The sequence below is a fragment of the Crocinitomix algicola genome, from assembly GCF_001661595.2.
Lineage (GTDB): Bacteria > Bacteroidota > Bacteroidia > Flavobacteriales_D > Crocinitomicaceae > Crocinitomix > Crocinitomix algicola.
Genome location: NZ_LYPF02000012.1, coordinates 168101 through 194546, shown reverse-complemented (window position 1 = coordinate 194546; position 26446 = coordinate 168101). Strand labels below are relative to the sequence as shown.

General features: G+C 35.7%; 24 protein-coding genes. 14 read left to right on the top strand and 10 right to left on the bottom strand.

Going from position 1 to position 26446, the window contains the following annotated elements:
* Positions 1–192: 192 nt before the first annotated feature.
* Positions 193–3459 carry a T9SS type A sorting domain-containing protein gene (locus tag A8143_RS07720; RefSeq protein WP_066758008.1) on the top strand — a complete coding sequence of 1089 codons (3267 nt, stop codon included), beginning with the start codon at positions 193–195 and terminating at the stop codon, positions 3457–3459.
* Positions 3460–3528: 69 nt separating this feature from the next.
* Here the strand turns inward: A8143_RS07720 and A8143_RS07715 are convergent, their stop codons facing one another.
* The gene (locus A8143_RS07715) at positions 3529–4686 is read right to left on the bottom strand and encodes a 3-hydroxyacyl-CoA dehydrogenase NAD-binding domain-containing protein (RefSeq protein ID WP_066758182.1); all 1158 of its coding nucleotides are present in this window, start codon (positions 4684–4686) and stop codon (positions 3529–3531) included.
* Positions 4687–4692: 6 nt separating this feature from the next.
* A complete protein-coding gene (locus tag A8143_RS07710) occupies positions 4693–5469 on the bottom strand; it encodes an enoyl-CoA hydratase-related protein (RefSeq protein ID WP_175437510.1) in 777 nt (258 codons plus the stop codon).
* 129 nt (positions 5470–5598) lie between these two features.
* Between A8143_RS07710 and A8143_RS07705 the strand changes: the two genes are divergently transcribed.
* Complete coding sequence (locus A8143_RS07705) at positions 5599–6357, top strand: SDR family NAD(P)-dependent oxidoreductase (protein WP_066758005.1); 759 nt, start codon at positions 5599–5601, stop codon at positions 6355–6357.
* A gap of 7 nt (positions 6358–6364) precedes the next feature.
* Here A8143_RS07705 and A8143_RS07700 read toward each other — a convergent pair whose 3' ends face one another.
* A complete protein-coding gene (locus A8143_RS07700) occupies positions 6365–6715 on the bottom strand; it encodes a hypothetical protein (RefSeq protein WP_066758002.1) in 351 nt (116 codons plus the stop codon).
* A 13-nt stretch (positions 6716–6728) separates the two neighbouring features.
* The gene (locus A8143_RS07695; RefSeq protein ID WP_066757999.1) at positions 6729–7079 is read right to left on the bottom strand and encodes a hypothetical protein; all 351 of its coding nucleotides are present in this window, start codon (positions 7077–7079) and stop codon (positions 6729–6731) included.
* A gap of 38 nt (positions 7080–7117) precedes the next feature.
* On the opposite strand from A8143_RS07695, the gene A8143_RS07690 reads away from it, so the two are divergent.
* A complete protein-coding gene (locus A8143_RS07690) occupies positions 7118–7666 on the top strand; it encodes a methylated-DNA--[protein]-cysteine S-methyltransferase (protein WP_245676486.1) in 549 nt (182 codons plus the stop codon).
* The gene (locus tag A8143_RS07685) at positions 7667–8056 is read left to right on the top strand and encodes a VOC family protein (protein ID WP_066757998.1); all 390 of its coding nucleotides are present in this window, start codon (positions 7667–7669) and stop codon (positions 8054–8056) included.
* 168 nt (positions 8057–8224) lie between these two features.
* Here the strand turns inward: A8143_RS07685 and htpG are convergent, their stop codons facing one another.
* Both htpG and A8143_RS07675 read right to left on the bottom strand, forming a co-directional pair.
* Positions 8225–10120 carry a molecular chaperone HtpG gene (gene htpG / locus A8143_RS07680; protein WP_066757996.1) on the bottom strand — a complete coding sequence of 632 codons (1896 nt, stop codon included), beginning with the start codon at positions 10118–10120 and terminating at the stop codon, positions 8225–8227.
* Between the two features lie 141 nt (positions 10121–10261).
* Complete coding sequence (locus tag A8143_RS07675; protein WP_066757993.1) at positions 10262–11524, bottom strand: hypothetical protein; 1263 nt, start codon at positions 11522–11524, stop codon at positions 10262–10264.
* A 72-nt stretch (positions 11525–11596) separates the two neighbouring features.
* Here A8143_RS07675 and A8143_RS16585 point away from each other — a divergent pair, with 72 nt between their 5' ends.
* From A8143_RS16585 to A8143_RS07640, 8 genes are all read left to right on the top strand, one after another.
* Positions 11597–12187, top strand: a complete 591-nt coding sequence (locus tag A8143_RS16585) for a hypothetical protein (protein WP_083261275.1) — start codon at positions 11597–11599, stop codon at positions 12185–12187.
* A 3-nt stretch (positions 12188–12190) separates the two neighbouring features.
* Positions 12191–13243 carry a methylmalonyl Co-A mutase-associated GTPase MeaB gene (gene meaB, locus A8143_RS07670; protein ID WP_083261274.1) on the top strand — a complete coding sequence of 351 codons (1053 nt, stop codon included), beginning with the start codon at positions 12191–12193 and terminating at the stop codon, positions 13241–13243.
* On the top strand, positions 13240–13452 hold the full coding sequence (locus tag A8143_RS07665) for an RNA-binding S4 domain-containing protein (RefSeq protein WP_066757991.1): 213 nt from the start codon (positions 13240–13242) through the stop codon (positions 13450–13452). The genes meaB and A8143_RS07665 overlap by 4 nt, the downstream gene beginning before the upstream one ends.
* 27 nt (positions 13453–13479) lie before the next feature.
* Complete coding sequence (locus A8143_RS07660; RefSeq protein ID WP_066757989.1) at positions 13480–14475, top strand: LemA family protein; 996 nt, start codon at positions 13480–13482, stop codon at positions 14473–14475.
* Positions 14444–15802, top strand: coding sequence for a TPM domain-containing protein (locus tag A8143_RS07655; protein WP_066757987.1), 1359 nt, complete (start codon positions 14444–14446; stop codon positions 15800–15802). The genes A8143_RS07660 and A8143_RS07655 overlap by 32 nt, the downstream gene beginning before the upstream one ends.
* A gap of 65 nt (positions 15803–15867) precedes the next feature.
* Positions 15868–16392 carry a hypothetical protein gene (locus A8143_RS07650; protein ID WP_066757984.1) on the top strand — a complete coding sequence of 175 codons (525 nt, stop codon included), beginning with the start codon at positions 15868–15870 and terminating at the stop codon, positions 16390–16392.
* Between the two features lie 81 nt (positions 16393–16473).
* Positions 16474–17244 (top strand): 5'/3'-nucleotidase SurE, encoded by a 771-nt coding sequence (surE, locus tag A8143_RS07645; RefSeq protein WP_066757981.1) that lies wholly within the window; start codon positions 16474–16476, stop codon positions 17242–17244.
* 4 nt (positions 17245–17248) lie between these two features.
* Positions 17249–17557, top strand: coding sequence for a hypothetical protein (locus tag A8143_RS07640; protein WP_066757978.1), 309 nt, complete (start codon positions 17249–17251; stop codon positions 17555–17557).
* 2 nt (positions 17558–17559) lie between these two features.
* On the opposite strand, the gene A8143_RS07635 is transcribed toward A8143_RS07640, so the two are convergent.
* On the bottom strand, positions 17560–18996 hold the full coding sequence (locus tag A8143_RS07635; RefSeq protein WP_066757976.1) for an MATE family efflux transporter: 1437 nt from the start codon (positions 18994–18996) through the stop codon (positions 17560–17562).
* Positions 18997–19191: 195 nt separating this feature from the next.
* Between A8143_RS07635 and A8143_RS07630 the strand changes: the two genes are divergently transcribed.
* Complete coding sequence (locus A8143_RS07630; RefSeq protein ID WP_066757975.1) at positions 19192–19857, top strand: META domain-containing protein; 666 nt, start codon at positions 19192–19194, stop codon at positions 19855–19857.
* Between the two features lie 63 nt (positions 19858–19920).
* A complete protein-coding gene (locus A8143_RS07625; protein ID WP_066757973.1) occupies positions 19921–20337 on the top strand; it encodes a tellurite resistance TerB family protein in 417 nt (138 codons plus the stop codon).
* A gap of 99 nt (positions 20338–20436) precedes the next feature.
* Here A8143_RS07625 and A8143_RS07620 read toward each other — a convergent pair whose 3' ends face one another.
* Genes A8143_RS07620 through tamL form a run of 3 tightly spaced genes read right to left on the bottom strand, consistent with a single transcriptional unit; the run spans position 20437 to position 26423 of the window.
* The gene (locus A8143_RS07620; protein ID WP_066757967.1) at positions 20437–22386 is read right to left on the bottom strand and encodes a glycosyltransferase; all 1950 of its coding nucleotides are present in this window, start codon (positions 22384–22386) and stop codon (positions 20437–20439) included.
* Positions 22387–22391: 5 nt separating this feature from the next.
* On the bottom strand, positions 22392–23690 hold the full coding sequence (locus A8143_RS07615) for a sialidase family protein (protein WP_083261273.1): 1299 nt from the start codon (positions 23688–23690) through the stop codon (positions 22392–22394).
* Between the two features lie 15 nt (positions 23691–23705).
* Entirely contained in the window at positions 23706–26423 is a 2718-nt protein-coding gene (gene tamL, locus A8143_RS07610; RefSeq protein ID WP_066757957.1) for a translocation and assembly module lipoprotein TamL, read from the bottom strand.
* Between the last annotated feature and the right edge of the window lie 23 nt (positions 26424–26446).

Below are 26446 nucleotides of genomic sequence, written 5' to 3'. Positions count from 1 at the left end.
TAGAAATTCGCAAAGATTGTATCAATTAACCGGTTTAAACCATTAAAGGGACAAATGATTTGAAACAATTTTCGCTTTCTGTTGTTTTACTACTAATTATTTTAAACGAATAGATGTGTATTAAAAAAGGCAATTGATATCTATCTTATTAAGTATTTATGTCGTATATTGTGCGGATGAAAATGCGCTTAGATGAAAAAAAATAATATGAATAAAAAAGCACTCTTACTTGGTTCAATTCCTGCGATTGCGTTAGCTGCAGGTATATTTACCTATAAAACAGACACTTCTGAAGGGAAGTATGAACAAAGGCTTTCTTCTCATCTTGATGCCCCTCAAGCATTAATTGATGGAACTTATGAAGTTTACAAACGAATGAAAGGCGAATTTACACAAGAACAATACACTCGTTCTTATGCTCTTGCCTCTTCGGTAAACAAAGACCGTGCAACTTTTAACTGGGGCGATCATGGGCCAGATAATATTGGAGGTCGAACAAGAGCCATTGTTATTGATAAGGCTGATGACAACCACATGTATGCAGGATCTGTATCAGGAGGTTTATTCGAATCATTCAATGGTGGGAATACATGGCAAAAGGTTGAAAATTTTGTAGATAACCTTGCTATTTCATCAATGTGCCAAACTGCAGATGGTAAATTTTATGTAGCAACTGGTCATCAACAAGAAATTACTGGTGGTTCACAAAATGCTTATGACACTGGAGCAAGAGGATATGGTATTTATCATTCTGAAAGCGATGGTTCATGGACACTGGTTGAAGGTTCTCAAAATTACAATTGGATTAATGAAATCGTTTGTGCTGATGAGTCAAACACGGTTTGGATAGCATGTAATCAAGGACTTAAAACGTATACTGCTGGTGGATCACTAGAGGATGTTGACGCATTTGCAGGTTCAGGTTCATGTAATGCATTGTCAATTTCAAAGGATGGGAATGTAATCATTGGACACTCAGTTGGTGATGGACCAATTTCTGTTCGTGTATCTACGAATGGAGGAGCTTCATTTACCGAAGTATCAGCAACAGGTGCATCTGACGAAGCTGGGAAAATTAATATGAGCAGTGTTGGTCGAATAGAGTTTGCGATTTCACACGAAAAAGTTGATGGAAATTATAGAGTTTATGCTTCTGCTGCTGCTTCTCAACTAAGAGGTATTTGGAGATCTCCGGACAACGGTTTAACATGGAACAGAATTGCCCCTGCATACACTGGAACACCAGGCGGATTTTCACCATTTACTTCAGGTGGATCAGGACAAGGGTTATACGATAATATAATTACAGTTGTTCCAGGAGCTCCTGAACGAATTATTTTAGGAGGAATTGATTGTTATTCTTGGTCAACTACAGATAACTGGAATCAAATCTCGCAATGGTTCTTAGATCCTACTAATCCAAGCTATGTTCATGCCGATAATCACGAATTTGTTTGGAACAGTGAAAATAAATTATACATTGGTAATGATGGTGGTATAGCGTTTTCAGATGATGCAACAACTGCAACACCTACCTTCCACCCTGCAAATAGGGGTTACAATGTCACTCAATTCTTCGCAACTGGTGTTTCTGCACACGGTGATGTAATTGGTGGTACACAAGACAACGGAACTTTAGCAAATTACCATACAGGAACAACTTGGAGAGAGCACAAAGAAGTTGGCGGTGGTGATGGTTTTTCAGCTGAAATCTCTTTCATTAACCGAAATCTAATGTTCGGTTCTGTTTACTACTCTAACGTCTTCAGATCGTCTGATAGAGGGGTTAACTCTACTGAGTTTTACCCAATCGATTTTGAAAACCCTGGTGACAATCCATCGGGTTGTGGTGTTGGTAGAACTGACGGATCAGGTTGTGGACAATTCTTTACAAATTTCGAATTATGGGAGAATCCTAATGACGAGGCGTCTCGTGATACACTTGCTTTTATTGTAACTGATAACTACGAAGCAGATGACACTGTAGTGGTGCCTTCTGCTACATCACAAATGACAATTGATTATATCACAGATACTGATTTATATTTTGACGATACATTATACTATGACCCTTCATTAACTGGTGAAGATACCGTGGTAATAGATGCAATTACTGGTACTGATTTTAACTTAGGGTATAGAGAATGGGAATACATTTTTGGAGGTCCATCTATCTCTGCTGGAGATTCACTCTTACTAATTGGTGAAGGTGCAGTTCTTGACGACACTATTGTTGTTGAATCGTATGAATTAACAGAGCATTATTACGGTTCTAACCCTAATAAACCAGGTGTTATTATTGATATGGGCGAAGACACAAGAGTGTTCAATGTTGCGTGGGATACAATCTACGTACAAGACAAGTACCAATCTTGGTTTGCACTTGATATCGGAAGAAATGATGGAGTATTAAATGGAATTTGGATGTCTAGAAATGCGTTACGTTTTTCTGCTGATTCGCAAGGTTGGATAAAAGTATTAAACGCGGAAACTGAAAATTCAGATGGTGAACCTATAGGAGATGTAGCTACGATGGAGTTCTCGAAAGATGGTCAGTATTTATTCATTGGAACATGGGGTGGTGATTTATACCGTTTCACTGGATTTGGTGATGTATACTCACCAACAGGCGTATCAGAAACTCCTACAATGGTTGGCGATGTGCGTGTTGACACTATTTTTGATTACGATGGTAACGCTCATGTAACTGAATTAGAATTAATGGGGTCATTCCCTGGACCTGTTACAGGAATCGCAAGTGGACCAATTGATGATCCAGATTTACTAGTAATTACTTTAGGTAACTTTGGAGGATCTGGTAAAGTTAGAAGATCTACAAATGCTACTGGAGTTTCACCAACATTTACAACTTTATCTGCCTTCCCTAGTGTTGGTGAGGGTGCTTCTGCATCAGGAATCCCATGTTATGCAGTAATTGTAGATCGTGATGACTCTGACGTTATTGTAGTAGGAACTGAGTTTGGTGTATACGCAACAGAAGATGGTGGAAGTACTTGGAATAATGTAAGTGGTGATTTCGGAAATTCACCGGTGTATGACATGCAACAAAACTGGAGAACTTGGAATGAAGGAAACTTTAGACCAGGAGAAATTTATATCGGAACTCATGGACGAGGTATTTGGAGTACAGATGCATTTTTATCTACTCCAGAACAAAACGATAATTTAACAGCTGAAAAGTTCGTAGCAAATGTTAAATTATATCCGAACCCTGTTTCTGAAACTGGTTCAGTTGAATTCAACTTAGCGAATAATGAAGATGTATTATTACAGATTTTCAACTTAAATGGACAGGTTGTTAATGAAATTAAAGCCAATGATAGAATTGCAGGAGCAAATAAAATTGACTTTGACGTAAACGCATTACCAACTGGAACTTATATTTTAAGACTAAGTTCTAAGTCAATGACCGAAACTGTTAAATTCATTAAGAAATAAGCAGAAATTGCTAATCAAAAAAGGCGCTTTCGTTTGAAAGCGCCTTTTTTATTTCTGTATTGTTATAAACTATAATTCAAAACTTTCACCCGCCTTAACCATTCTTCTTAAAAGAACACTTGCTCTATACTTGTCATCACGATATTCATCATATAATTCATCCAACGCGGATAAAACATTTGCTAGTCCTATCTCATTTGCCCAAGCTAATAATCCTTTCGGATAATTCACACCCTTTGTCATCGCTAGATCAACATCTTTTGCAGAAGCTATATTCAAAAATACAGCATCAATCGCTTCATTAATTAATAAAACAAGAATCCTCTTTAGAATCTGATTCCCCAGCACTTCATTTTTATTCGGCTCTGCTTTTACTGCGTCTTCAGCATAATCATAATACCCTCTTCCCGATTTCCTACCAAACCATCCTGCCTCAGCATGTCGTTTTTGAGTAAAGGACGGTCGATAGCGAGGATCAAAATAAAAAGCTGTAAAAACTGTTTCTGTAACCGTGTAATTAATGTCATTTCCGATATAATCCATTAATGTAAATGGCCCCATTCTAAATCCTCCCAATGCTGTCATGGCCCAATCTATCGTTGCAAAATCTGCTACGCCTTCCTCATAAATCTTCAAAGCTTCACCATAAAAAGGACGTGCTACCCTATTGACAATAAATCCTGGGGTATCTTTAGCAACAACAGTCACTTTTTTCCATGAATCAACCATCGCTTTAGTCTCAGCCAAAATTTTAGCAGAGGTTTGTACCGCCGGAATTATTTCAACTAAAGGCATTAATGGCGCAGGATTAAAGAAATGAACACCTATTACGCGTTCGGCGTTTTTACATGACGCCGCAATCGAAGCAATTGATAAAGAGGAAGTATTTGAAGCAAGAATCGCATCTTGATCCAATAACCCTTCCAACTCCGCAAAAACCTGCTGCTTAATCGCTAAATTTTCAACAATAGCCTCAATAACCATTCCACATCCTTTAAAATTGGCCATATTCGAACCATACATAATGCGGGCCTGAATTGCCTCAGCTTCGTCGGCTGTTAACTTTGCCTTCTCCACCAAACGGGCCATTACTTTGGCTAATTTACTTTTCGCATTTGCTAATTGCTCCTCATTCTTATCAACTAATACAACTTGGTGCCCAGCTTGTGCGGCTACTTGTGCGATGCCAGACCCCATAGATCCGGCACCCAAAACTCCTATTTTAATCATAATTTAATTCCCTTTAAATTCTGGTTTACGTTTATCTAGAAATGCCGCCACTCCTTCATTATAGTCATGTGTTTTTCCTGCAATAGTTTGTAGTTCTTCTTCCGTTTGTAATTGTGTTGTTAAATCACTTATCAAAGAAACATTTAATGCACGCTTTGTTAGTCCAATACCTCGAGTAGGCATCTTCGCTAGTTTCAATGCTATTTTTAGAGATTCCTCTTCAAAAGTCTCATCAGAATAAACTTTATAAATCATATTTAACTCTTCCGCTTCCTTAGCTGTAACCTTGTCCCCTAACATCATCAAAGCACTCGCTTTTTGAAATCCAACTAAACGGGGTAAAAAGAATGTTCCGCCTGAATCTGGAATCAACCCAATTTTACTAAAAGCTTGAATAAAGCTTGCACTTTCCGTAGCAACACAAATATCACATGCCAAGGCTATATTTGCACCAGCTCCTGCAGCCACACCATTCACCGCTCCAATAATAGGTTTCTCAATATTTCTTATTCTTTCAATGATTGGATTATAATGTTCTTTCACGATTGAAGTTAACTCTGGTCCATTTGGATCAGTAACCTCTTGAAGGTCTTGGCCGGCACAAAAAGCTTTGCCCTCCCCTATTATATAAATAGCACGGATATTATCGTTTTCTTCTGCAGCATCTAGCTCGTTTTGTAATGCTAAAGCCATTTCCTTGTTAAAACTATTAAATACTTTTGGACGATTTAAACGAAGTATTGCTACACCGTCTTTTATTTCTGAAATAATTAAACTCATAATTCTTTTTTCATGATTATAACTCAACACCATGTCGAGGACTTAAAATTAATTATTCCCTGAAAATCTGCCAGAATATATGCGTACTTTTCAAATAATATTCAAACGAATAATGTGTATTTTTGCTAAATGAAGAAAATCATTTTTATTACGGGAGCCACTTCAGGGTTCGGAAAAGCAGCTGCCTATCGTTTCGCAAAAGAAGGGAATAATCTTATAATTACCGGACGACGAAATGATCGTTTATTAGAACTATCTGCTAATCTTAAAAAAGAGTTTTCTACTGAGGTTATATCTTTGAATTTTGATGTGCGCAACGAAAGTGAAGTCAATACGCACATTAATGCGCTGCCTGAAAAATGGAAAAAGATTGATGTCTTGGTAAATAATGCAGGATTGGCAAGTGGCCTTGATCCAATTCAGGATGGTGATACAAATGACTGGAATAAAATGATTGATACAAATATCAAAGGTTTACTTTATGTGTCCAACGCAATTATTCCACTCATGAAAGAAAATGCCGCAGGACATATTATCAATATTGGCTCAACCGCGGGTAAAGAAGTTTATCCCAATGGAAATGTTTATTGTGCTACGAAACATGCTGTAGATGCTATTACAAAAGGTATGCGAATCGATTTACTACCCTTAGGAATCAAAGTTACGCAAATTGCTCCTGGCGCTGCAGATACAGAGTTCTCAACTGTTCGATTCCATGGTGATAAAAAGAAAGCTGATCAAGCTTATGAAGGATATCAACCAATGTTGGCTGAAGATATTGCAGAATTAATATACTATTCTACTACACTGCCGAACCATTTATGCATCAACGATCTTGTGGTAACTTCACTAGCCCAAGCCAACAGTTATATGATACACCGAAAATAAGGTTAAATTACTCAGTAATTTCAACAGAACTCCGGGTGAGCATGCTAAATTTAACGCCCTCGGTCTCTCCTTTTATCATCCATTTATAATGACCTGGCTCTACATCTTTTAGCATCCATCCAACGTTTACATCTGTGGTTTCAAATATGATTTTACCATCTTCGTTGTAAACTACAAACTGATAATCCTGCATAAAACATAACATCAACGGTAAAAACCGCGCGTTTTCTTTCGACTTACTCACCTTTTTATCTACCGAGTAGCAAGTTTCCGGAAATGGTTTTACTTCTTTAATTTCTTGAGCATAAGTTGAAGCTCCAAGAATTAAAAAGATAAAAAATACAACGATATATTTCATGGTTCTAACGATCTTATTCTACAACGACTGAAGCAATATGTTTAACATGCGTATAATCAATTGTATTTCCGATTGTTCCTAATAATGTCCAAGTATAAGTCCCTGCAGGTACATCCGCAGCGTTCCACTTAGCCGAAGCATCCTTAGTTTCAAAAACTACTTCACCAGCCGCATTTGCTACTTTGAATTCATAGTTGAAAATTTGACAATCAAAATCTAAAATCAACTCACTGGTTTCATCATTAAGTACTTCTGGAGCAGACACACATGATTCTGGCAATTCAGAACGTTCTTCCATTGTCTGCGCACTTACAGATAAACTTCCAACTAACAATCCAATTGTGAATAATAATTTTTTCTTCATAGCTAATGTTTTCTTTTTTAGACGCTCAAATTAAGAAAATGTTGCTTAGCCTCAGTAACATTTTCGATTTTTTTTATCGTACCTTCGTTCCAGTGGATATGCAAATACAATACCATCTTTTCTCCAGCCCAGTAGGCTATTTATTGGGCACTGTTTTAATGGATAAGTTAATCGGATTAGAATTTACGGATAAGACTGATTTAACGAACGACAATCACCCTTTATTCACTCAGCTAAAAATAGAGTTAACGCATTATTTTCAGGGCAACCTAAAATCATTTTCGATTCCCTTGAACCCTCAAGGAACAGCTTTTCAGCAAAACGTTTGGGAAAGTCTAAATCAAATTCCATACGGGGAAACACGTACATATCTACAACAAAGTCAAATATTAAATCAACCTAAAGCCATTCGTGCTGTGGCCAATGCCAATGGTAAAAATAAAATTGTCATTCTAATACCCTGTCACAGAATCATAGGAAGTAATGGAAAATTAACCGGATATGCTGGAGGAATTGAGAAAAAACGTTTTCTATTACAACTTGAACAAAAGTATGGCGACACTGCTAACCTATTTAATCGTATTTAAATGAAACTTCGAATTGCGAGGCACACCCAACAACTTCAACCAATTATCGATTTTTATACTAAAATAATTGGATTGAGTATTACGGGAAAATTTGAAAATCACCAAGGCTATGATGGCGTGTTTTTAGGGTTACCCAATCAACAGAATGCTCAAAACAATTGGCAGCTCGAATTTACAGTATCTTGGATACAACCACACCACTATCCTGATCCTGACGATTTGCTCGTTTTTTATCCTAAAAGTCAAGCTGAATATGCATTAATCGTAAAAAAAATGCAGTCAGCAAATATAAAACCTGTTCGCCCACAAAACCCTTACTGGAAGAAACATGGAATTACATTACTCGATCCAGATGGATACGGTGTGGTTATTGTCGAACCAGTTGAATGAATTGGGCGTTCCCCCTTTCTCCTAGAAGAAAAAGGGGTCAGGCTGTTCGCAGTCGCCTCCTCACCAAAAAAGGTTGCGGGGGCTTCAACAAATGCTACCATCCTTAACGCAAAAATCCCCGTATCAAACTGACACGGGGATCTTTTAAATCTAAAAATAAGAAACAAATTAAATCAACTCTATGCTTCTTTTAATAAAAGTGGTTAATTCAGAACCTTTTAGCATCCCTTGAGAAAGCATAGCCAAATCGGTCAGCTGTTTTGCAACTTTTTTACGATCATCACCTTCCTTTTTCAAAATACTTTCAACAGTAGGGTGATTGGCGTTCACCGTTAGATTAAACATTTCTGGAAATGAACCAAACATATTCATTCCGCCTCCACCCATTCGTTGTTGTTCTTGCATTCTTCGCATAAACTCAGGCTGAGTAATTACAATTGGTGAATCTGTCTCGCTCATATTCTCGAACTGAACTGTAAATTTTTCTTTATTTACTACCTCTTCAAAAATTGGCTTCAACTCCTCTTTTTCTTCCTCTGATAATTTCGAAGGAATTTCAACATCCTTTTTAATTAAATTATCCAAAGTATCAGCATCCACCCGCGCAAAACTCACATTTTCTAGTTTACTCTCAAGTTGAGAAACATAATGAGGTGTCAACGGACTGTCCAAAATTAAAACATCATAACCTCTTTCTTCGGCAGCAGTAATAAATTGATCGTGTGCATCTTTGCTATTTGCGTAAAGAATTACCAACTTATCATCCTTATCCGTTTGAATTGGTTTAATTTTCTCTTGGTATTCCTCCAAAGTAAAATACTCGTCTTTACTGTTCTTAACCAATGCAAATTTCGAAGCTTTATCATAAAATTTCTCATCAGTGAGCATACCATATTCTACAAACACCTTCAAATTATCCCATTTGCTCTCAAAATCTTTTCGGTCGTTATTAAACATACCTTTCAATTTATCAGCTACTTTTTTAGTGATATGAGAAGCTATTTTCTTCACATTTCCATCTGCCTGTAAGTAAGAACGCGAAACATTTAATGGAATATCAGGTGAATCGATAACACCATGCAATAAAGTCAAGAATTCTGGTACAATTTCTTCAACAGAGTCTGTAATAAAAACTTGGTTTGAATAAAGTTGAATTTTATTCTTTTGAATTTCAATATTCTCCTTCAATTTAGGAAAATACAATACCCCCGTTAAATTGAATGGATAATCAACATTTAAATGAATATGAAACATTGGGCTTTCCATAGACATTGGGTAAAGTTCCCGGTAAAAAGCCATGTACTCTTCATCACTTAAATCAGCAGGAGCTTTGGTCCAAATAGGATTCGGATTATTGATGATATTGTCTACAACGACATCAACCTTTTTTACATTCCCTTCTTCATCCTTTTCACCGCTTGGATCATCTTGTTTAATTGTTTGCGTTCCAAATTTGATTTCAATCGGTAAAAACTTACAATACTTATCTAAAATACCTTTTACACGTGCATCCTCTAGAAACTCAGTTGAATCATCTGCAATGTGTAAAACAATCTCCGTACCTCTATCCTCTTTTTCAATTTCGGTAATCTCATATTCAGGTGTTCCATCACTTTCCCATTGAACAGCCTGAGCACCTTCTTTAAATGATAAAGTTTTGATTTGAACTTTTTTCGCCACCATAAATGCCGAATAAAACCCTAATCCAAAGTGTCCAATAATTTGTTCAGCCCCCTCTTTACCTTCATATTTTTGAACAAACTCTTCTGCTCCAGAAAAAGCAATTTGATTGATGTATTTCTCAATCTCTTCCTCAGTCATTCCTATTCCTCTATCCTTAACAGTTAAAGTTCCTGCTTCTTTATCCAGTAATACTTCAACTTTTAAATCGCCTAAATTCCCTTTAGCTTCACCTGAGGTGCTTAACACTTTTAGTTTGCTAGTAGCATCAATCGCATTCGATACTAATTCTCGTAAAAATATTTCGTGATCACTGTATAAGAACTTTTTGATCAATGGAAAAATATTTTCCGTTTGTACATTTACCGTTCCTTTTGTTGCCATTTTTTAAAATCTTATTTTAGTGTTTGACAACACCAACTCAATACTCATGCCAACGGAACAATTCTGCCAGTTTGTCCGAGCTTCCCTTTTTCACACTGTCATATCAGCATTTTCTTAGGAACAAATAGAAATTTTGACGGCCTAAATGTTAAATCGTGGGTTAACAACCGAATTATACATTGAGCCAAACGAATAGTTTATCCCTGTATTCATCCAATAAGAGTAGTTTGACCCTAGCTCTTGTTGTTGCAATAAAACATCTTCAATACTCGCATTTTGACGTGCTATATTCACTTGATTTTGACGAATATTAAAGCTCCCATTCAAACGCCAAGAGAATCCTTTAAAAAGTCTAACTTTTACATTCATCCAAAGCGAAACACTGTTCAAATTAAAGTCATGTAAATAGTTTTGGTAGGTAATTGTAGAAGATAAGTTACCCCAGTTTTGTTTGACTTTACCACCAATTGTCACTTCATGAAAAGCCAGATTTTCTGAAAGCTGATTAAATACGGTTGTATCATAATAATCGTTATACCTTGCACCAATATTATAGGCTATAATTGCCTGTTTGTTAAATGATTCAGAATATTTGAAAAAATCAAATTCAATTCCTGTTTTCCCAGAAAGGTATAAGTTATAATTACTAAAGAGAGAATTTCCAGCACTCCCAAAAAAGCCGTATGACCAATGATCATTCATACTAAAAACCTGTTGTGCACTTGCCCAAGAACTTTTCTTTTTTGATTGGGTTTTAACACCATCATAATCATAATTTGTTTGATCCCTTTTAAATCCACCGCTTACCATCGACTTACTTTCCTCTGTAATTCTTCTTGCTGCTGCTCCTCCACTGTAATTGAAGGTTTTCGATGTTTCTTCCCCGCTAAACCATCCATTTGCATTCATTGAAAAAACCCATGAATTCCAAGGGTCAATAATTTCAATAGGACCTTCAGTTTCTTTAGCATTGATAGAAAGATTGATTTCATTCATTTGTCCAGCTTCTAAACGGAAACGCATTAACCCTAGTTCTAGAATCTTCATGCGTAAATCTCTCTTTTCAATATCCGCCATATTTGCATTAGTCGTATAAGGTAAAATATCAGAAAGTTTTTTGTAAATACCCAACCCAATAAATTGGATTTTTTCTGCTGTTCCTCCGCCTCCGGTATTTTGTGAAATAAATAGTATGTGTACATCTGCTTGCTTAGCATCCCGGACAAAGGTTACATTCTTCATGTTTTGCTTGATAAAACCGTGATCGCAATAATTACAGTCCAAATAGACACGTAATTGTCCCATATTCTCTTGATTTTGAGGCTTAGGAGCATTAACTTGATTAAAACATAAATGCGTCAATAACGTAAACAACCCGAGTAGGAGAGTTTTAAGGTATTTCATGGTCGTAATTTTTTTTCAGTAGACCTGCAAATTTGCGAACTCTTTGCAAATTGTTTAAGTTTAATTTAAAAAGTGATTAACATTAAAAAGTTAATTTACATAGCGCTCATTTTTGGACTGACCAGTGGAAGTACTTCATCAATTCAAAGTGGTAAAGAAAACCATTTAGCCATTGGACTTTTTGTTGGTGCCCATTCAAATGTGATTACTTATGCCTTTGTTTCAACTAGAAATGGTGAAATAATAGGAACCGAAGTTGTTCGAAAAGATCGCTTTATGTTTTCTGCCCTCGGCCATTGGCCCAGCATAGTTAATCTTAAACGAGAAAATTTGTTGGCTAAGCATCAACTTGACAGTTGCTTTTTGTTACAAGATGAGTATGAAAAGGTTGTGGGTTATTTTTGTCCTGTTTTTGACGATGCATGGAAAGTGCGTTATAAAGAACACCCCTACAGTTATGAGGAATTTGGTTGGAGTCATGGACAATACCGTCCGTCTGCCGCTCAACGTGAATTTTTAGCCAAAGAATACGGTGTACAAAACATTTTAACTGATTATATTTACGGCGATAGTCTCTTTAAATTTTTAAGGGATATACGAAATGAAAGTTGGGTTAATGCCTATTCTGCTTTAGCAAGTGACCCAATTGTTCAAGGACCTTAGCTTATGACCAATAAAAAAACGCCGAACAAAGCCCAAATTGAACGATTATTAGCACGCCGTAAGCAACACGAGTCTCAACTCAACCCAGAGTTAATAACAGAAAAAATATTACGTGGTGATAAAACAGCATTAAGTGATGCAATTACCCTTATTGAAAACAAGATAGAAGCTAAAAGAACAATTGGTCAAACAATTCTCAGCAATTGTTTACCTCATTCTGGCAAATCAATTAGAATAGGTATTACGGGTGTTCCTGGAGTAGGTAAAAGTAGTTTTATAGAAGCGTTTGGGACACATTTAACTGAGCAAGGATGTAAGGTTGCTGTATTAGCAATTGATCCGAGCAGCGAAATTTCCAAAGGAAGTATTTTAGGAGATAAAACTCGTATGATAGAATTATCAGCAAATCCAAACGCTTTCATTCGCCCGACAGCAACTAGCGGTTCATTAGGGGGAGTTGCTCATAAAACACGAGAAACCATATTATTGTGCGAAGCAGCCGGTTTTGACACCATCCTAGTCGAAACTGTTGGTGTTGGACAATCTGAAACGGAAGTCCACTCGATGACTGATTTCTTTTTACTTTTGATGCTCGCCGGTGCTGGTGATGAATTGCAAGGCATTAAACGTGGAATAATGGAAATGGCTGACACTATTTTAATAACAAAAGCAGATGGCAAAAATGTAAAACCAGCAAATTTAGCTCGCACTGAATATAAAAATGCACTGCACCTTTTCCCTGCAAAAGAAAATAATTGGATTCCAAAAGTTGAAACAGTCAGCGCAATGGAAAACAGAGGTTTAGATAAAATCTGGAAAATCATTAAAACTTACGACCAAATGACACATAGTAATGGTTGGAAAGATTCAAACAGAAAAGCTCAACAAGAGTATTGGATGAAAGAATCCATTCAAAGTCAAATTTTGGAAGAATTTTATCAAACCAAAGGCATACAAGACAAAATAAAGGAAATTACAAATGATTTAAATGTTGGTAAATTAACTTCTTACCAGGCAGCCGAATTGATTATAAAATATTACAAAAAGCAAAAATGAACGAATTTAAATTAAGGGAAACTGAGGAATATATTGAATTAATAAAACTCCTCAAAATTATGCAATTAGCTCAAACTGGCGGGCATGCTAAACTAATCATTGAGGAAGGCTGTGTACTAGTAAATGACCAACAAGAGTTTAGAAAACGAAAAAAATTGAGAAAAGGAGATGTGGTTGAATATGAGGAAGCTAAAATAAAAATAGTTTAGTTAATTTAGATTTCAAAATAATCAGAAATGGAAGAACATTATAGCGAAGAAAAATTCAAACAACACATTCGAACTGTTGTTCAAAAAGCCGAAGGAAATTCGATGGATGAACGACCATTGACCCTCTCCGAATTGAAAGAGCTTGCTATAAGCATGGGCATGTCAGAAGGGGAATGGGATGAATTACAAAAGAAAGCAATAGTTCATCTAGCAACTGCAGAGAAACATTTAAAAGCAAGAAATTTTGAAGATGCAATCGCAGCAGCTGAATTGGCAACTTCAATCAATCCATATCTAAAAAACAGCAATTCAATTTTAGCTAAATCGTATCAAATGCTTTCTCTGGAAGATAAAGATACACAAGCCCTTCAGAAGGCAGAATATTATGCTAGAAAGGAATTACTAACCGATCCAAATGACCAAGTCGCGATTAATGTTTTAAGTGCGATTAATAAGTCAAAAAAGAACGCAGGGGCTGCATCGACAAGTCGTAAAAAAATAATAATGATTGCTTCAGCAATTATTGGATTAATGCTGATTGGGTATTTTGCAATGTCGACAAAAGCTTCGGGACAATCATCCAGTCAACTTGAAAATGACTTGATTGTTGCAGAAGAAAATATGTTTTCGAAATTTGACTTAGTTCAAACGGCAATCAATCAGCGTAATAATATGCTACCCGATTTATTTGCTGCTGCTGGAGGTCAACACCAAGATTTATCAGAACTCAATAATGAAATAGCATCGCTTCGAAAAAAGGCGAATCAATTAACTGGAGAAAAACGGTTTGAATTAGAAGGTAAAATTGATAAAAAAGTGGCCGATGCTAAGCAATTAGTAAAAACGTATAGCGACGGTAAAGACGTGGCCACCTTGCTTGTTCAAATTGAGGGAGCGGAAAATAGAATCGCATTTGAGAAAAAAGCGTACAATGATGCGGTAAAAGAGTATAACATCCTGGTTAAAAAAAGTAAAGGAGAATACCCAAATTATGAAATTCAACCTTATTTCAATGCCGAATAAAACAAATTTTTGGATTCTAATTGCATGCATTGTATTTGCATTTCATGTTAATGGACAAAACAGAGAGCTCAAGGGGCTCGATATTGAATCGTTTAGAAATACACTGACAAACGAAACTGGAGAAAACATCGCTATTGAATCCATAGAAAATGTCAAAGTAAAACACAATTCTAACGTTGCAAATCCTGATGGAATTTTAACGAATGACACTAAAAAAGAAATTCAAACCATCATTGACCGCGTTTATGAAGCACATGATTATGAACTAATGGTTCTTTGTTTAAATTCGATTGGCGAACAAAATCCGCGCGAATGGGGAACAGAATTATTCAACTTATGGGGAATTGGCGATAAAGAGACTGAAAATGGGTTGTTAGTGTTACTCGTAAAAGACCAACGAAGAATTGAGTTTATCACTGGTAGAGGTATGGAATCCGTTTTAACTGATGCTGAATGTTATGACATTCAACAGATGTACATGGTACCTCATTTCAAACAGGGCAATTATGGATTAGGGATGCTAGTTGGAATGGAAGAAATTGAAGTTGAATTAAATAATCAAGGTGCTTTGTATGACTCTAATCCTGATGATGTTTATAATGAGTCAGACGCTAATTATTTTTATGAAGAGCCTCCATTTTACAAACACCCATTGTTCATCGGTTATTTTGGTTTTTGCGGATTACTAACCATTATTTACTTCTTTTTCTTATTTGCTACTTTATCAACTAAAGATTTGCATAAGCGCTATCGCACGATGAAAGCATGGACTTTACTTATTTTTGCTTTCATTGCTCCGCTACCCTTTATTTTTTTAGTCTACTACACCCGAAAATCGTGCAACAAATGGAGAAATATGGAACGAATTGGAAAAGAGTCTGGCGATCTTTTGCACAAGTTAAGTGAAGAAGAAGAAGATGAATATTTAAGTAAAGGGCAAATTGCTGAAGAAATTGTTAAATCTATTGATTATGATGTATGGATTAACGAATCTGGATCAGAAATTGTAATACTCCCTTACAAAGCCTGGTTTTCAGGTTATAATAAATGCTCGAAATGCCACTATAAAACCTATAAAAAAATTTACGATAAGGTTGTAGCGTCCGCAACTTACTCTAGTTCGGGCATTGGCGAAAAAAAATACACTTGTAAAAATTGTGGTAATACACGAATTAAACGATACACCATTCCTCGTAAACAGCGCTCATCTTCTGGTGGAGGATATTACAGTGGTGGAGGTTCTTTTGGAGGTGGTGGTGGATCCTTTGGCGGTGGTTCCTTTGGAGGAGGAAGTTCAAGAGGAGGTGGTGCTGGTAGCAGTTGGTAATTCCGCTTTAAAAATGGCATGAATATTGAATTTATGCTTTTATATTTGTGACATAATAATTGAATATGACAAAATTTTTTATCATCCCCCTTACCTTGGTATTTGGAACAATATCTTGGAGCCAAGGTCAAAATGGATCTCATAAACCCATTACAAACAAGGTTGAATCGAAGCAATTAAAAACAGCGGAGAAACTACCTTTTAGGCTTGCAGCAACTGAAAACACATTAAACATAGATATAAAAGGACGGTATTATATTGAAAGATATGATGTACATCATAATTCATCAAAGACAAAAAAAGCCATTAAAGCTGTTGGAACGTATCTAGAAATAACAGACAGTTTAATAAGTGGAACTGCGATTGAGCCGATTATTTTTAAAATAAGTCATTCTGAAATATTAGAAGGAGCGGATTATTTATACCGCGTATTTGGTGAAACCCCGGAAGATGTTCCTCAAGAATGGCCCGAGGAATTTGCAGTACACAAAACCAACAACCTTGATTGTTATGGAATTGGAGTATTACCAGATGGCACTGTAATTATACCCTATAATGGCTTGATCCTGTACCTCAGACAAGTACAATAAAAAAATTAAAAGCTCGACAATTTCGGGCTTTTTTTTGTTAGCTATCTGTATATTTAGATTCAAATTAAAGTTTAATAAAGCATGGCAGAAAAACCGCTGATTTTAGTAACCAATGACGATGGTATAACCGCAAAAGGGATTGCGCAATTGGTAGATTCAATGCAAGATTTAGGTGAAATTTTAGTAGTTGCACCTGACAAACCGCAAAGCGGTATGGGTCACGCTATTACAATTAATCACCCTTTAAGGTTAACCCCATCAAATGTATTTCCTGGAATTCAAGCTTACACTTGTTCGGGTACACCCGTTGATTGTGTAAAACTTGCCATTTACGAGATCATTAAATCACGTCCAACCCTATTGGTATCAGGAATTAATCACGGATCGAATGCAGCAACCAATGTGTTGTATTCGGGTACAATGTCAGCCGCGGTAGAGGGAGCCATAGAGGGCATTCCCTCAATAGGGTTTTCGTTACTGGATCATTCTCCAAATGCAGATTTTAATGCCGCAGGATATTTCGCTAAAGAAATCACAGAGCAGGTATTAAAAAATGGGTTACAACCTGGAGTTTGTTTGAATGTTAACATTCCTAAAGGGGATATTAAATCTCTAAATGGAACAAAAATATGCCGACAAGGTAAAGCATTTTGGGAAGACTCTTTTGACAAGAGACAAGACCCATTTGGGAAGGATTATTTTTGGTTGACAGGTGCATTTACAAGAACTGACAAGGGAGAAGATACAGATCTGTGGGCCTTGGATCACAATTATGTTTCAATAGTACCAACACAATTTGATATGACTGCACACCATTTAATTGCAGGTTTAAATGAATGGGATTTAAAGTAAAAAAATGAGAGATAAACTACAAAAATTGGATAAAGTGCAATGGGGAATTATTATTGGATTGATTTTACCCGTATTCGGATTTCTTTTGGCGTACCCCGTTTTTACACGTGAACAATCAATGCCTTTCGAAATTTTTATAAAACATGCCAAAAACGGGCCTTACAGTCAAAATATCATGATATTTTCGTTAATACCAAATATGTTCTTCTTCTATTTAAGTAACTTTAGATGGAACATGTTGCAATTGACCAAGGGTCTTGTAGGAATTACGCTAGTACTGGGAATTATTTTGGTAGCAATAACTGTTCTTTAATACTAACGTTGAATAATAGCTTTAAAGTCATTCCATTTAAATACACCGAGTAAGAACCCTAAAGCTATTCCTGACATAAAAAACGGAATGATTTGGTATGCGTTAAGATTGACTTTGTTTGTGACGATTACCCCTGCAATTATAAGTCCAGCAACCAAACCAAACAAGCCTAAATAAAACCGTCCTGGAAACTTAATTTTAAGAGTCTTAAAAGCGACCAACATTTGGGCTAGAGCCATTACAACTTGCGTGATTAATGTAGCCAATGCAGCCCCTTCTACACCATTGTACTTAATGAAAAAGAAGTTTAGGCACACATTTAAAATGAATCCTAAAAAAGCCAAAATATTTAATTTTTTCAAACTACCATTCGCCGTTAATAATGTACTGAAAACAAAATTTGTTGCAATAGGAATGAAACTTAAGATTAACCATCCGAAAGTAACGCTTGCTGAACTATCGCTACCTGGATAGCGTAAATTAATGAGTTCATTCTGATAAACGAAACAGGTTATTCCTACAATCCAACTAATGCCAAACAATAGCCGAAAAGCAAGACCTGTCATGGGATGAATGTCTTCTTTATTTCGAATTAGACGAGCGAATATTGGTAATAACATCCCAGCAAATAATAGCGCGAACATGTTTACTGCATCCAATAATCGAAAGCCCTGTGCGTAAACTCCTGCTGCATGATCCCCGTTTGGAACGAGACGCTCAAGCATAACGGCATCAATCCGCGTATACATCATCATGAGCAAAATCAAAACAGCATAAGGTAAACTATTTTTCAACACCATCTTTGAGAATGGCCAGTGTAAGTGAATTTTTAACCGTCCAATTTCTTTCCACAACAAACCAATTGCTATTAAAGCCGAACAACCATAAGCAAAAGTTTGGGCATAAATAAACCACTCAATTCTTATCGTTCCACCAAACCAATTGGTCCACAACAATATACTACAAATTAAGATGAGTAAAGAGCGATCTAAAATCGAAATAAAAGCATCCTTTTTAAACAAATGTAAACCAGCGAAATTAGACCGAACAAATTGGAGTATGGCCACCAGGAATTGATTCACCATTAAAATACTTAAAAGGTAAAATTCATACCCATCATAACCAATAATAAGTCCAAGTAAAACCGTGACAATAACGTAAAGGAAAAATAATAAAAAGCGTACACTTAAAATTTTACCAAAATGTTTTGAAACTAATTTTGGATGTTGAGCAATATTTCGGGCATTAAAATTCGTAATCCCAAAATCGAGAAGGATGTTTAATAAAAATGAAAAGTTGAGTAATGAAAAGTAGTTTCCGTAGGCCACCTCTCCCACTCTATTCTGAACTTCAGCATCTATCCCTAAAATATAAAATGGCTTTACCAGAAGGTTTAAAACCACTATTAACAAAAGATTTGATAGAAATTTTTTTTCCATGATTCAGCTCCCAAATTACTACGAAAAAAAGGAAGATATGTTTTGAATTACACGTATGCTAATTACCTTAAAAATGCAATAATACAAGAATATATGTTGATAAAAAACAATCCGTTTACCGAATCGAAGCGAAATATGTTTTAGATTTCGGTATGATTTTTTCATAATTAAGGTGAAACCAATAATTAGAGGTGTATGAAATATGTGATAAGCAGTATGTTAGTTTTTGTAGTATTGAGTTGTGGTTTAAGGAAAAACAAAACTATTGAGCCCATTGAAAAAACAATTTGGATAAACAGTTTTTTAGGAAATTGTAGCGAAATGGAATTAAAAGAAGTTTATTTGGTGACTCAAGAAACTGATTCTATTGACAAATATGCTTGGGAATGTCGACATCATAAAATTGAAGGATTTGAATTTGAACGAGGTTATATATCAAAAATTAAAGTGGCCGTTCATATCGTTGAAGGAATTCCACAATACAAATACCTTGAAACTTTAGAAAAAACTAGGGATCCAAATTATCATAGAATGCATGATATTTGGTCATTGGTAGCATTGAATGGTGAGAAAATAAACCGAGAAACTGTATCGGCAAATTTAGAAGTTAATCTCAACACTTTAACCATCATTGGAAATGGAGGCTGCAATTCGTTTAGAGGATCGATAATCAGTTATTCTGATGACAAAATCAAATTTGGTCCTGTAATGAGTACAAAAATGGCTTGCCAAGATTCAGATTTAGAAAGTGATTATTTAGCCGCGTTAGATGACGTACATAAATTTGAATTTGATAAAAACGACTTAGTCTTTAAGAATCAAGTTGGAATACCTATCCTAAGGTTCAAAAAAGTAGATTAATTAACAAATTAGAATAGTTGAATATTTAAGGTTTAATCTTATTTTTGCCAAAAAAATACGCGAATGTCAATCGAACAATTATTTGAAACAGGAGAAAGAAAGCAAGATAGAAGCCATTTCAGAAATATGGTTTTAATTGCAAAAGCTGACGGTGTGATCACTGAGCAAGAACAAAAATTGCTTTACAAAATCGGTCATAACATTAGTTTGAGCGATGCTCAAATTGAAGAAATTATAAAAAAACCAAACGAACTATCTATTGTTCCTCCTTCAAGCAGGGATGAGCGTTATGAGCAAATTATTGAGCTTATACAAATGATGCAAATTGATGGTAATATTGATGACACTGAAATGAAAGTTCTTGAGCGAGTTGCGGTAGGAATTGGATTCAAGGATATTGACGATGTTGATGTCGAGAGCATCCTAGCATTAATTGTACGAGGAGAAGATACTGATACAATTATTACTGAATTATTATAAAACCAGTACTGGTTTTAAAAAATCGTGCAAAGAAAAAAATCCTGGTATTACTTCGGTAATACTGGGATTTTTTATGGGTTTACATCTCTTTTACCTGTACTAATTATCCAGTTTTAAGTAATTCTTGAAAATGATTTTAATATCCATCATTAAACTATGATTTTTAGCATAAATCAAATTCAACCGTGAAATCGCGTCGTTGTCGAGATCTTTTTCATTAACCATATAAAGTGCTGACAACACCCCTTTCTTAATTTTTGGTAATTTTAGGTTAGAAACATGCTGAATTGAAGCGTACCCCACTAGAGAAAGTCGACCAATTAAAACTCCAATTATATTGTTTAAATACTGCTTTTTATCTTTGAAAAGCCAAATTGTTATCGGACTAAACAACAAAGAGAAAAATGCAACTAAAAAATCAATTATTCGCTTATTCCTTCGGTTTGCAGGTTTATTGATACGATTGATATCCATCACATATAAATCGCCTTGTGAGTCGATAGAATTACTGCCAATTAAAAACGAAGTCTCCGGCTGAGCAATTTTAAAATCAGTTTTAGCGCCTTCGATCTCCAACATTTTTGAAATTATTTCGGCTGCAGAAATATTTTTAGCGCAAAATATTACCTCATCAATTTTTTGGATTTCTACCACCTGATCTAACTGATTTATTGTCCCGACATAATCATCATTTAACTTTTCATCATTATGCGATAAATAAACGATTGATTGAATTTTACTGTTGGTCTGTCTTAATAATTGGCTAACCCTTTCCGTTTCGTGCAAATCTCCAACAATTACAAATCGCTTATTTTTCGTTCCTCCAATTCTATGGGCGTCTCCTAAGACTAAATGCAATAAGACACGAGAAATTAAATAATAACTAATAACCCACAACCCGCCAATTAAAATTATTAACCTCGAAAATTGATATTCCTTTGATAATAAAGCGTAGAGCATCAAAATAACGCCTGTTCCTATAACGCCTCCCCAACTATTTTTCCACAATTTGACAGGCTTGTCATATCCACCTGCAAAAAGTTGAGACAAAAACCAAACGAGTGCGTATAGCGGTAAACCTACATTTAGAAGATCTGTTGGAATCTTAATTCCTTCAAGCAATTGGTATTCATAAGCGATAAAAAACAATCCTAATACAACCAATGTATAGTCTATAATTGGAATCGTTAACTTTTTGATTGCTCGGTTGGCAATGGCAACACTTGCCCTAAAATAAATCGCTAAATTTATTAGAAAAGAGTAGGTTTTAGCATTTTTACTCGAAAAGTGTTTCTTCGCGAAAATGATCATCGCATTGTAAAAAACAAAAACATAATTAACACTACTTTTCTTTGTACTTTCTCCTTTATAATGAATAATTCTTGTTCCTGGAAAATAATAATTTTTGTATCCGCCTAAGACAATACGATAACTTAGGTCAATGTCCTCGCCATACATAAAAAAAGCTTCATCCAATAACCCCACTTTGTCAAGCGCATCTTTTCGCATTAACATAAAAGCACCTGATAAAATTTCTATTTCATGAGTCTTATCTTTGTCAAGGTAAGAAAGATGATACCGACCAAACTTTTTAGATTTTGGAAAGAGACGAGAAAGTCCGAAAATTTTATAAAAAGCATCTTTAGGAGTTGGCAGTCCCCTCTTTGATTCAGGTAAAAAATTTCCTTTACCATCGATCATTTTAACCCCTAATCCTCCTGCCTTTGGATGTTCATCCATGAATTGCACAACTTTTAAAAAAGTATCTTCTTCTACAATGGTATCAGGGTTCAATAATAAATGATATTTACCCTCCGCAATTCTTAAAGCTTGATTGTTTGCTTTTGAAAAACCGACATTCTCCTTATTCGCAATTAACTTAACTTCAGGAAACTTATCGGATACCATTTTTAGCGATCCATCAATGGAATTATTATCGACAACAAACACTTCGCCGTCCACGTGTTGAAGTGCTGCAAAAACGGAGTTAAGGCATTGTTCTAAAAAGAACTCCACATTATAATTTACTATAACTACCGATAATTTCATAAAATTCAATCACTTAATTGGTTTTGGTGTATCAGTGCAGTGTGGAGACTAATACGACCTTTGTGTAATCTGGTCCAAATTGGTCTAATAACGCCATTATGAACGGAAATATTAGAATAATCTCCAAAAAATATTTTAGGATTTGGTGTAAAGGGAGATTCACTTATCTTATATTCATTGAATGACTCTCCTCCATCTTTTGAGACAGCTAAATAAACATCAGTTTGGTTTTGATTATGGTTTCTTCTATCATAATAAACCACATAAACAAACCCATTAGTTTGGTCAATGGTCATCCAAGTTAAAAATTGGTGCTTTTCTGAAGTATCTTGATTTATTCGTTTAGCTTTTGTCCATGTTTTACCTTGATCCTTTGATTTGGTAAACCAAATGTCCGTATTGTGTGTCCCATTTCGCTGATCTGCCCAATTCACATAAATTGTTCCCCTGTTTTTTGATGAACTTCGGTCACAAACAGTTATTGGTAGACCGTTGCTTCTGTATATTCCAGGAATATCAATTACCCATCCTTCTGGTTGATTTGCAATAAATTTTTCAGTTGGCATCCATGATTGTCCATCATCAAACGAACAATTAAACCATAATGAATCGTTCCTTGACCAAGATACATATAGCTCTCCATTTGGACCTATAGCAGGAACAGCACCTTCAGCCGTTTGATCATTATCAGCACAGTCACCCGGAAAATATGAAATTTCTTTTGGTTCTGTCCAAGTCATTCCTCCATCTTCACTTTTTGAAAATACGATAAAACTATAATCTTGAGGATTTTTCGAATCATAAGCATCAAATTGTGTCCAAGTCATATAAAGGTGATTATTTTTAGGATTAACGACTGCCCATTCTTTATCATGAAATTTGCCATTTGCTGCTGTTCGCCCAACTTTATTAAACTTTCCTTTAAGCTTTTTGGAGCGTTGACAAACAATGCCGCCAATCAAAGCTTGTCCTTTGATATTGGAAAGATGGAAATAATAATAACGTCCAAGTGTGTCAATCAAGAGACAAGGATCGCCATTTACGCCCCATTTAGAATGAATAGAGCGAGAACGCCAAGTTTTACCGCCGTCTTTAGAATAGTAATAATCATTCATGACAGAACCGGCAATCACTTCGTTTGTGTTTTTAGGGTTAATGTAGATTGATGGTTCTACTTGACTGTAGGGATAAATAGCTTTTTTTGGCAAAGGCAACTTTACATTTTCAAATTGAGCAAAAGTTGTGCTGAAAATTGCAATAAAAATAAACAATACCAATTGATGAATAGTGCAAATAAATTTCATTAAAAAAAAATAGAATTAAAACGGATAACCTATTCCGAAGTTTATCCTAGGCCAATGGGGACGTTCATAATTAATAAGTTCTCCCGAATCTGGATCTTGGAAATACGATTTATAGACTGTTTTATCCGTAAATGCCCAGCGTTCTCCTTCGGGTAAATGTGGATTATGAAGTGCAAATGATAGATCCAAACGAACAATTAAAAAATCAAAATCTGCACGAATACCAAAACCAGTACCAATTGCAATCTCTTTGTAAAAAGTTGGTTTAAACACAGAAGGAGCATCTGCCGATATTGTATCTCTCCTTAAGTTCCATATATTTCCTGCATCCACAAATAAAGCGCCCTCTAGAAGTTCTGTCATTTCAAATCGCCATTCTACATTCGCTTCTAGTTTCATGTCACCAATTTGTGTTAGAGTTGCATTTGAATCTGCGTAAGCCTTATATGAACCAGGAGCCATTGTTCGCGCACTAAACGCTCGAATATCGTTCGAACCACCCGCAAAAAAGGCTTGTTCATAAGGCAATGAAGGAGAGTTTCCACTAGCAATTCCAATTCCTGCTATTGCCCGGTAAGCCATTCGGTGTTTAGGGTTGATGTATTGATTAGCAATATATTGACCTTCAATCTTCCAAAACTCAGTATATGGCACTCCAAACATTTCTTTCAGTCCATTTTCATTGACGTCCGTCACGCTTGAGTTGGCGGAAGCTAACCCGTCATAAATAACAGGTGTTAATGCCTTCCCAGACATGGAACCTGTAAAGGTTAAATCATGAAGGTTTTTTGTTGTTGTATTATCAACTGTAAGGTTATTGTTATAATGCCATGTGGCACTTGTAATTATGGCAAGGTGATCAGAATAAGAATTTAACAAAAAAGGATCATTCAAGTTAATTAAGTCTTGTTGAAACGACGCCTCTTTTTCTAGATTAACGTAACTGAATTTCAACCAATTAAAAGCAACATTTTGTGTTTTTCCGACTTGAAATTTCCAGAAATAGGCAAACTCGGTGAGGGTTCTTTTAAACTCCGTTCTTTTCTGATAATTTACATTTAAGTCAAAAACTGTTTTAGGATAAGCACGTTTAGAAATACCATCTCCCAATGCCCTTGGTACGGGTACAATTTTGGGAAATGTAAGTGATATTTTTGGACCCCATTCAAATGTATTCAGTTCCCAAGCTCTTTGTTCCCCACCTTCAGCTCCTCCAACAATTAATGGCTGAGACTCCATACCACCAGTAAAACTTATTGCCAGTTCCTGAGCACCTCGTAATAAATTTCGATTGGTATAACTTGCGATTCCATTAATTCCTAAAATTCCATTGGTATTATATACCCCTGGTTCTAGCAAAAACGAGGACTTATCTAAAGGCGTTAAATGGTAATCCACCACTACCCATCGACCTAGAGGGTCCTTAGGGTCAACTTGAACTTTTGGACTCGCATTTTCAAAAACACCTAAATTAGACATCGTTCTTGCACTTCGCTCTACATAATACTCCTTATAATATTTTGTTTCGCCACCTTTAGCGGCCTGATCGATTTCCAGAAAGTTTTGACGGTCAAGTAAATCGGGGTTTACAAAAGGGATTTCATTAAAAATAAAGGTTCCTTTTCCTTTAATAGTAATTGTATCGAGTAGCACATATCGACCTTTAGCATCGTAAATAGACATGCCTAAACTATCACACCGATTAACAAAAGCAGCATAATCTTTAAACGATTTCTGATTAGGGTTATGTAAATGAAAAGTTACGTCTTTTACACGGTATACAAGGTGATCAATTTCAACCATCCTTTCTTTATCAGGATCGGTTGGATCTTTAACAAATTTAGGCTTTACATAAATTGTGACATCCGCCAACATATTTCCAACTGTAGTATCCACCGCATAACCAATGTAGTTCTTATTGAAGCCTAACATTGCAGCTTCATCTCGACAATATTGTGATAATCTTTCTCGTTCTTGATCTAATAAATTTTCATCGAGTAAATCTCCTGCCTCAATAATTTTTCCATAATTTTTTTTCATTTCCTTATACTTCGCATAAATGACCTTGTTTTGAGGAATTGAATCAAATTTAATTGATCGAATGCGATAAGGTTTTCCAGGTTTTACTGTAAAAAGTGTACTTGCTTTTCTTTTCTTTTCGTGATAAATTATCGAGTCTGAAACTTGGGCGTTAAAGAATCCTTTTTTCTTGAGGTAAATTTCAATTTGTTGACGCGACTTACTGACTCTGAAAGTATCTAACGTCACTGGTGCTTGTCCTAAGTTGGTTCTAACCCAATCACGCCATCCTAATTTTACAGGTTTAGGTGGGATTACTTTGTGACGATAAAGAGAATCACCATTTTCTTCTGCCTTTTTAATACGTTTTAAATTAATTCGCTCTTCCCTTTTTTGCCTTTTTAAGTTCTTTTTTTTGAATTTGGCCTCTTTGCGATCTACTTGCTCGTTGTATTTAACGGTATCAATTCTGTTATAGAAGAAAAGCTTTACCGATCGATTAGGAACGGGACGTATTAATTCTGTCAATTCACCGGAGCTAATGAAGGGATGATCAGAATTGTATACCACCTTGTCTTTTTTGATTGCTTTGAAACGAACCTCATTAGACTTTAACAAGTACTTACCATTTTCAACATACTTTGCCTGCCTACAGCCGAAAAGGGCTAAAAAAGAAAGGGCAAAAAGCAATAGAATATGAACTGGTCTTCTCATAAAAATACGGTAACTTTACAAAA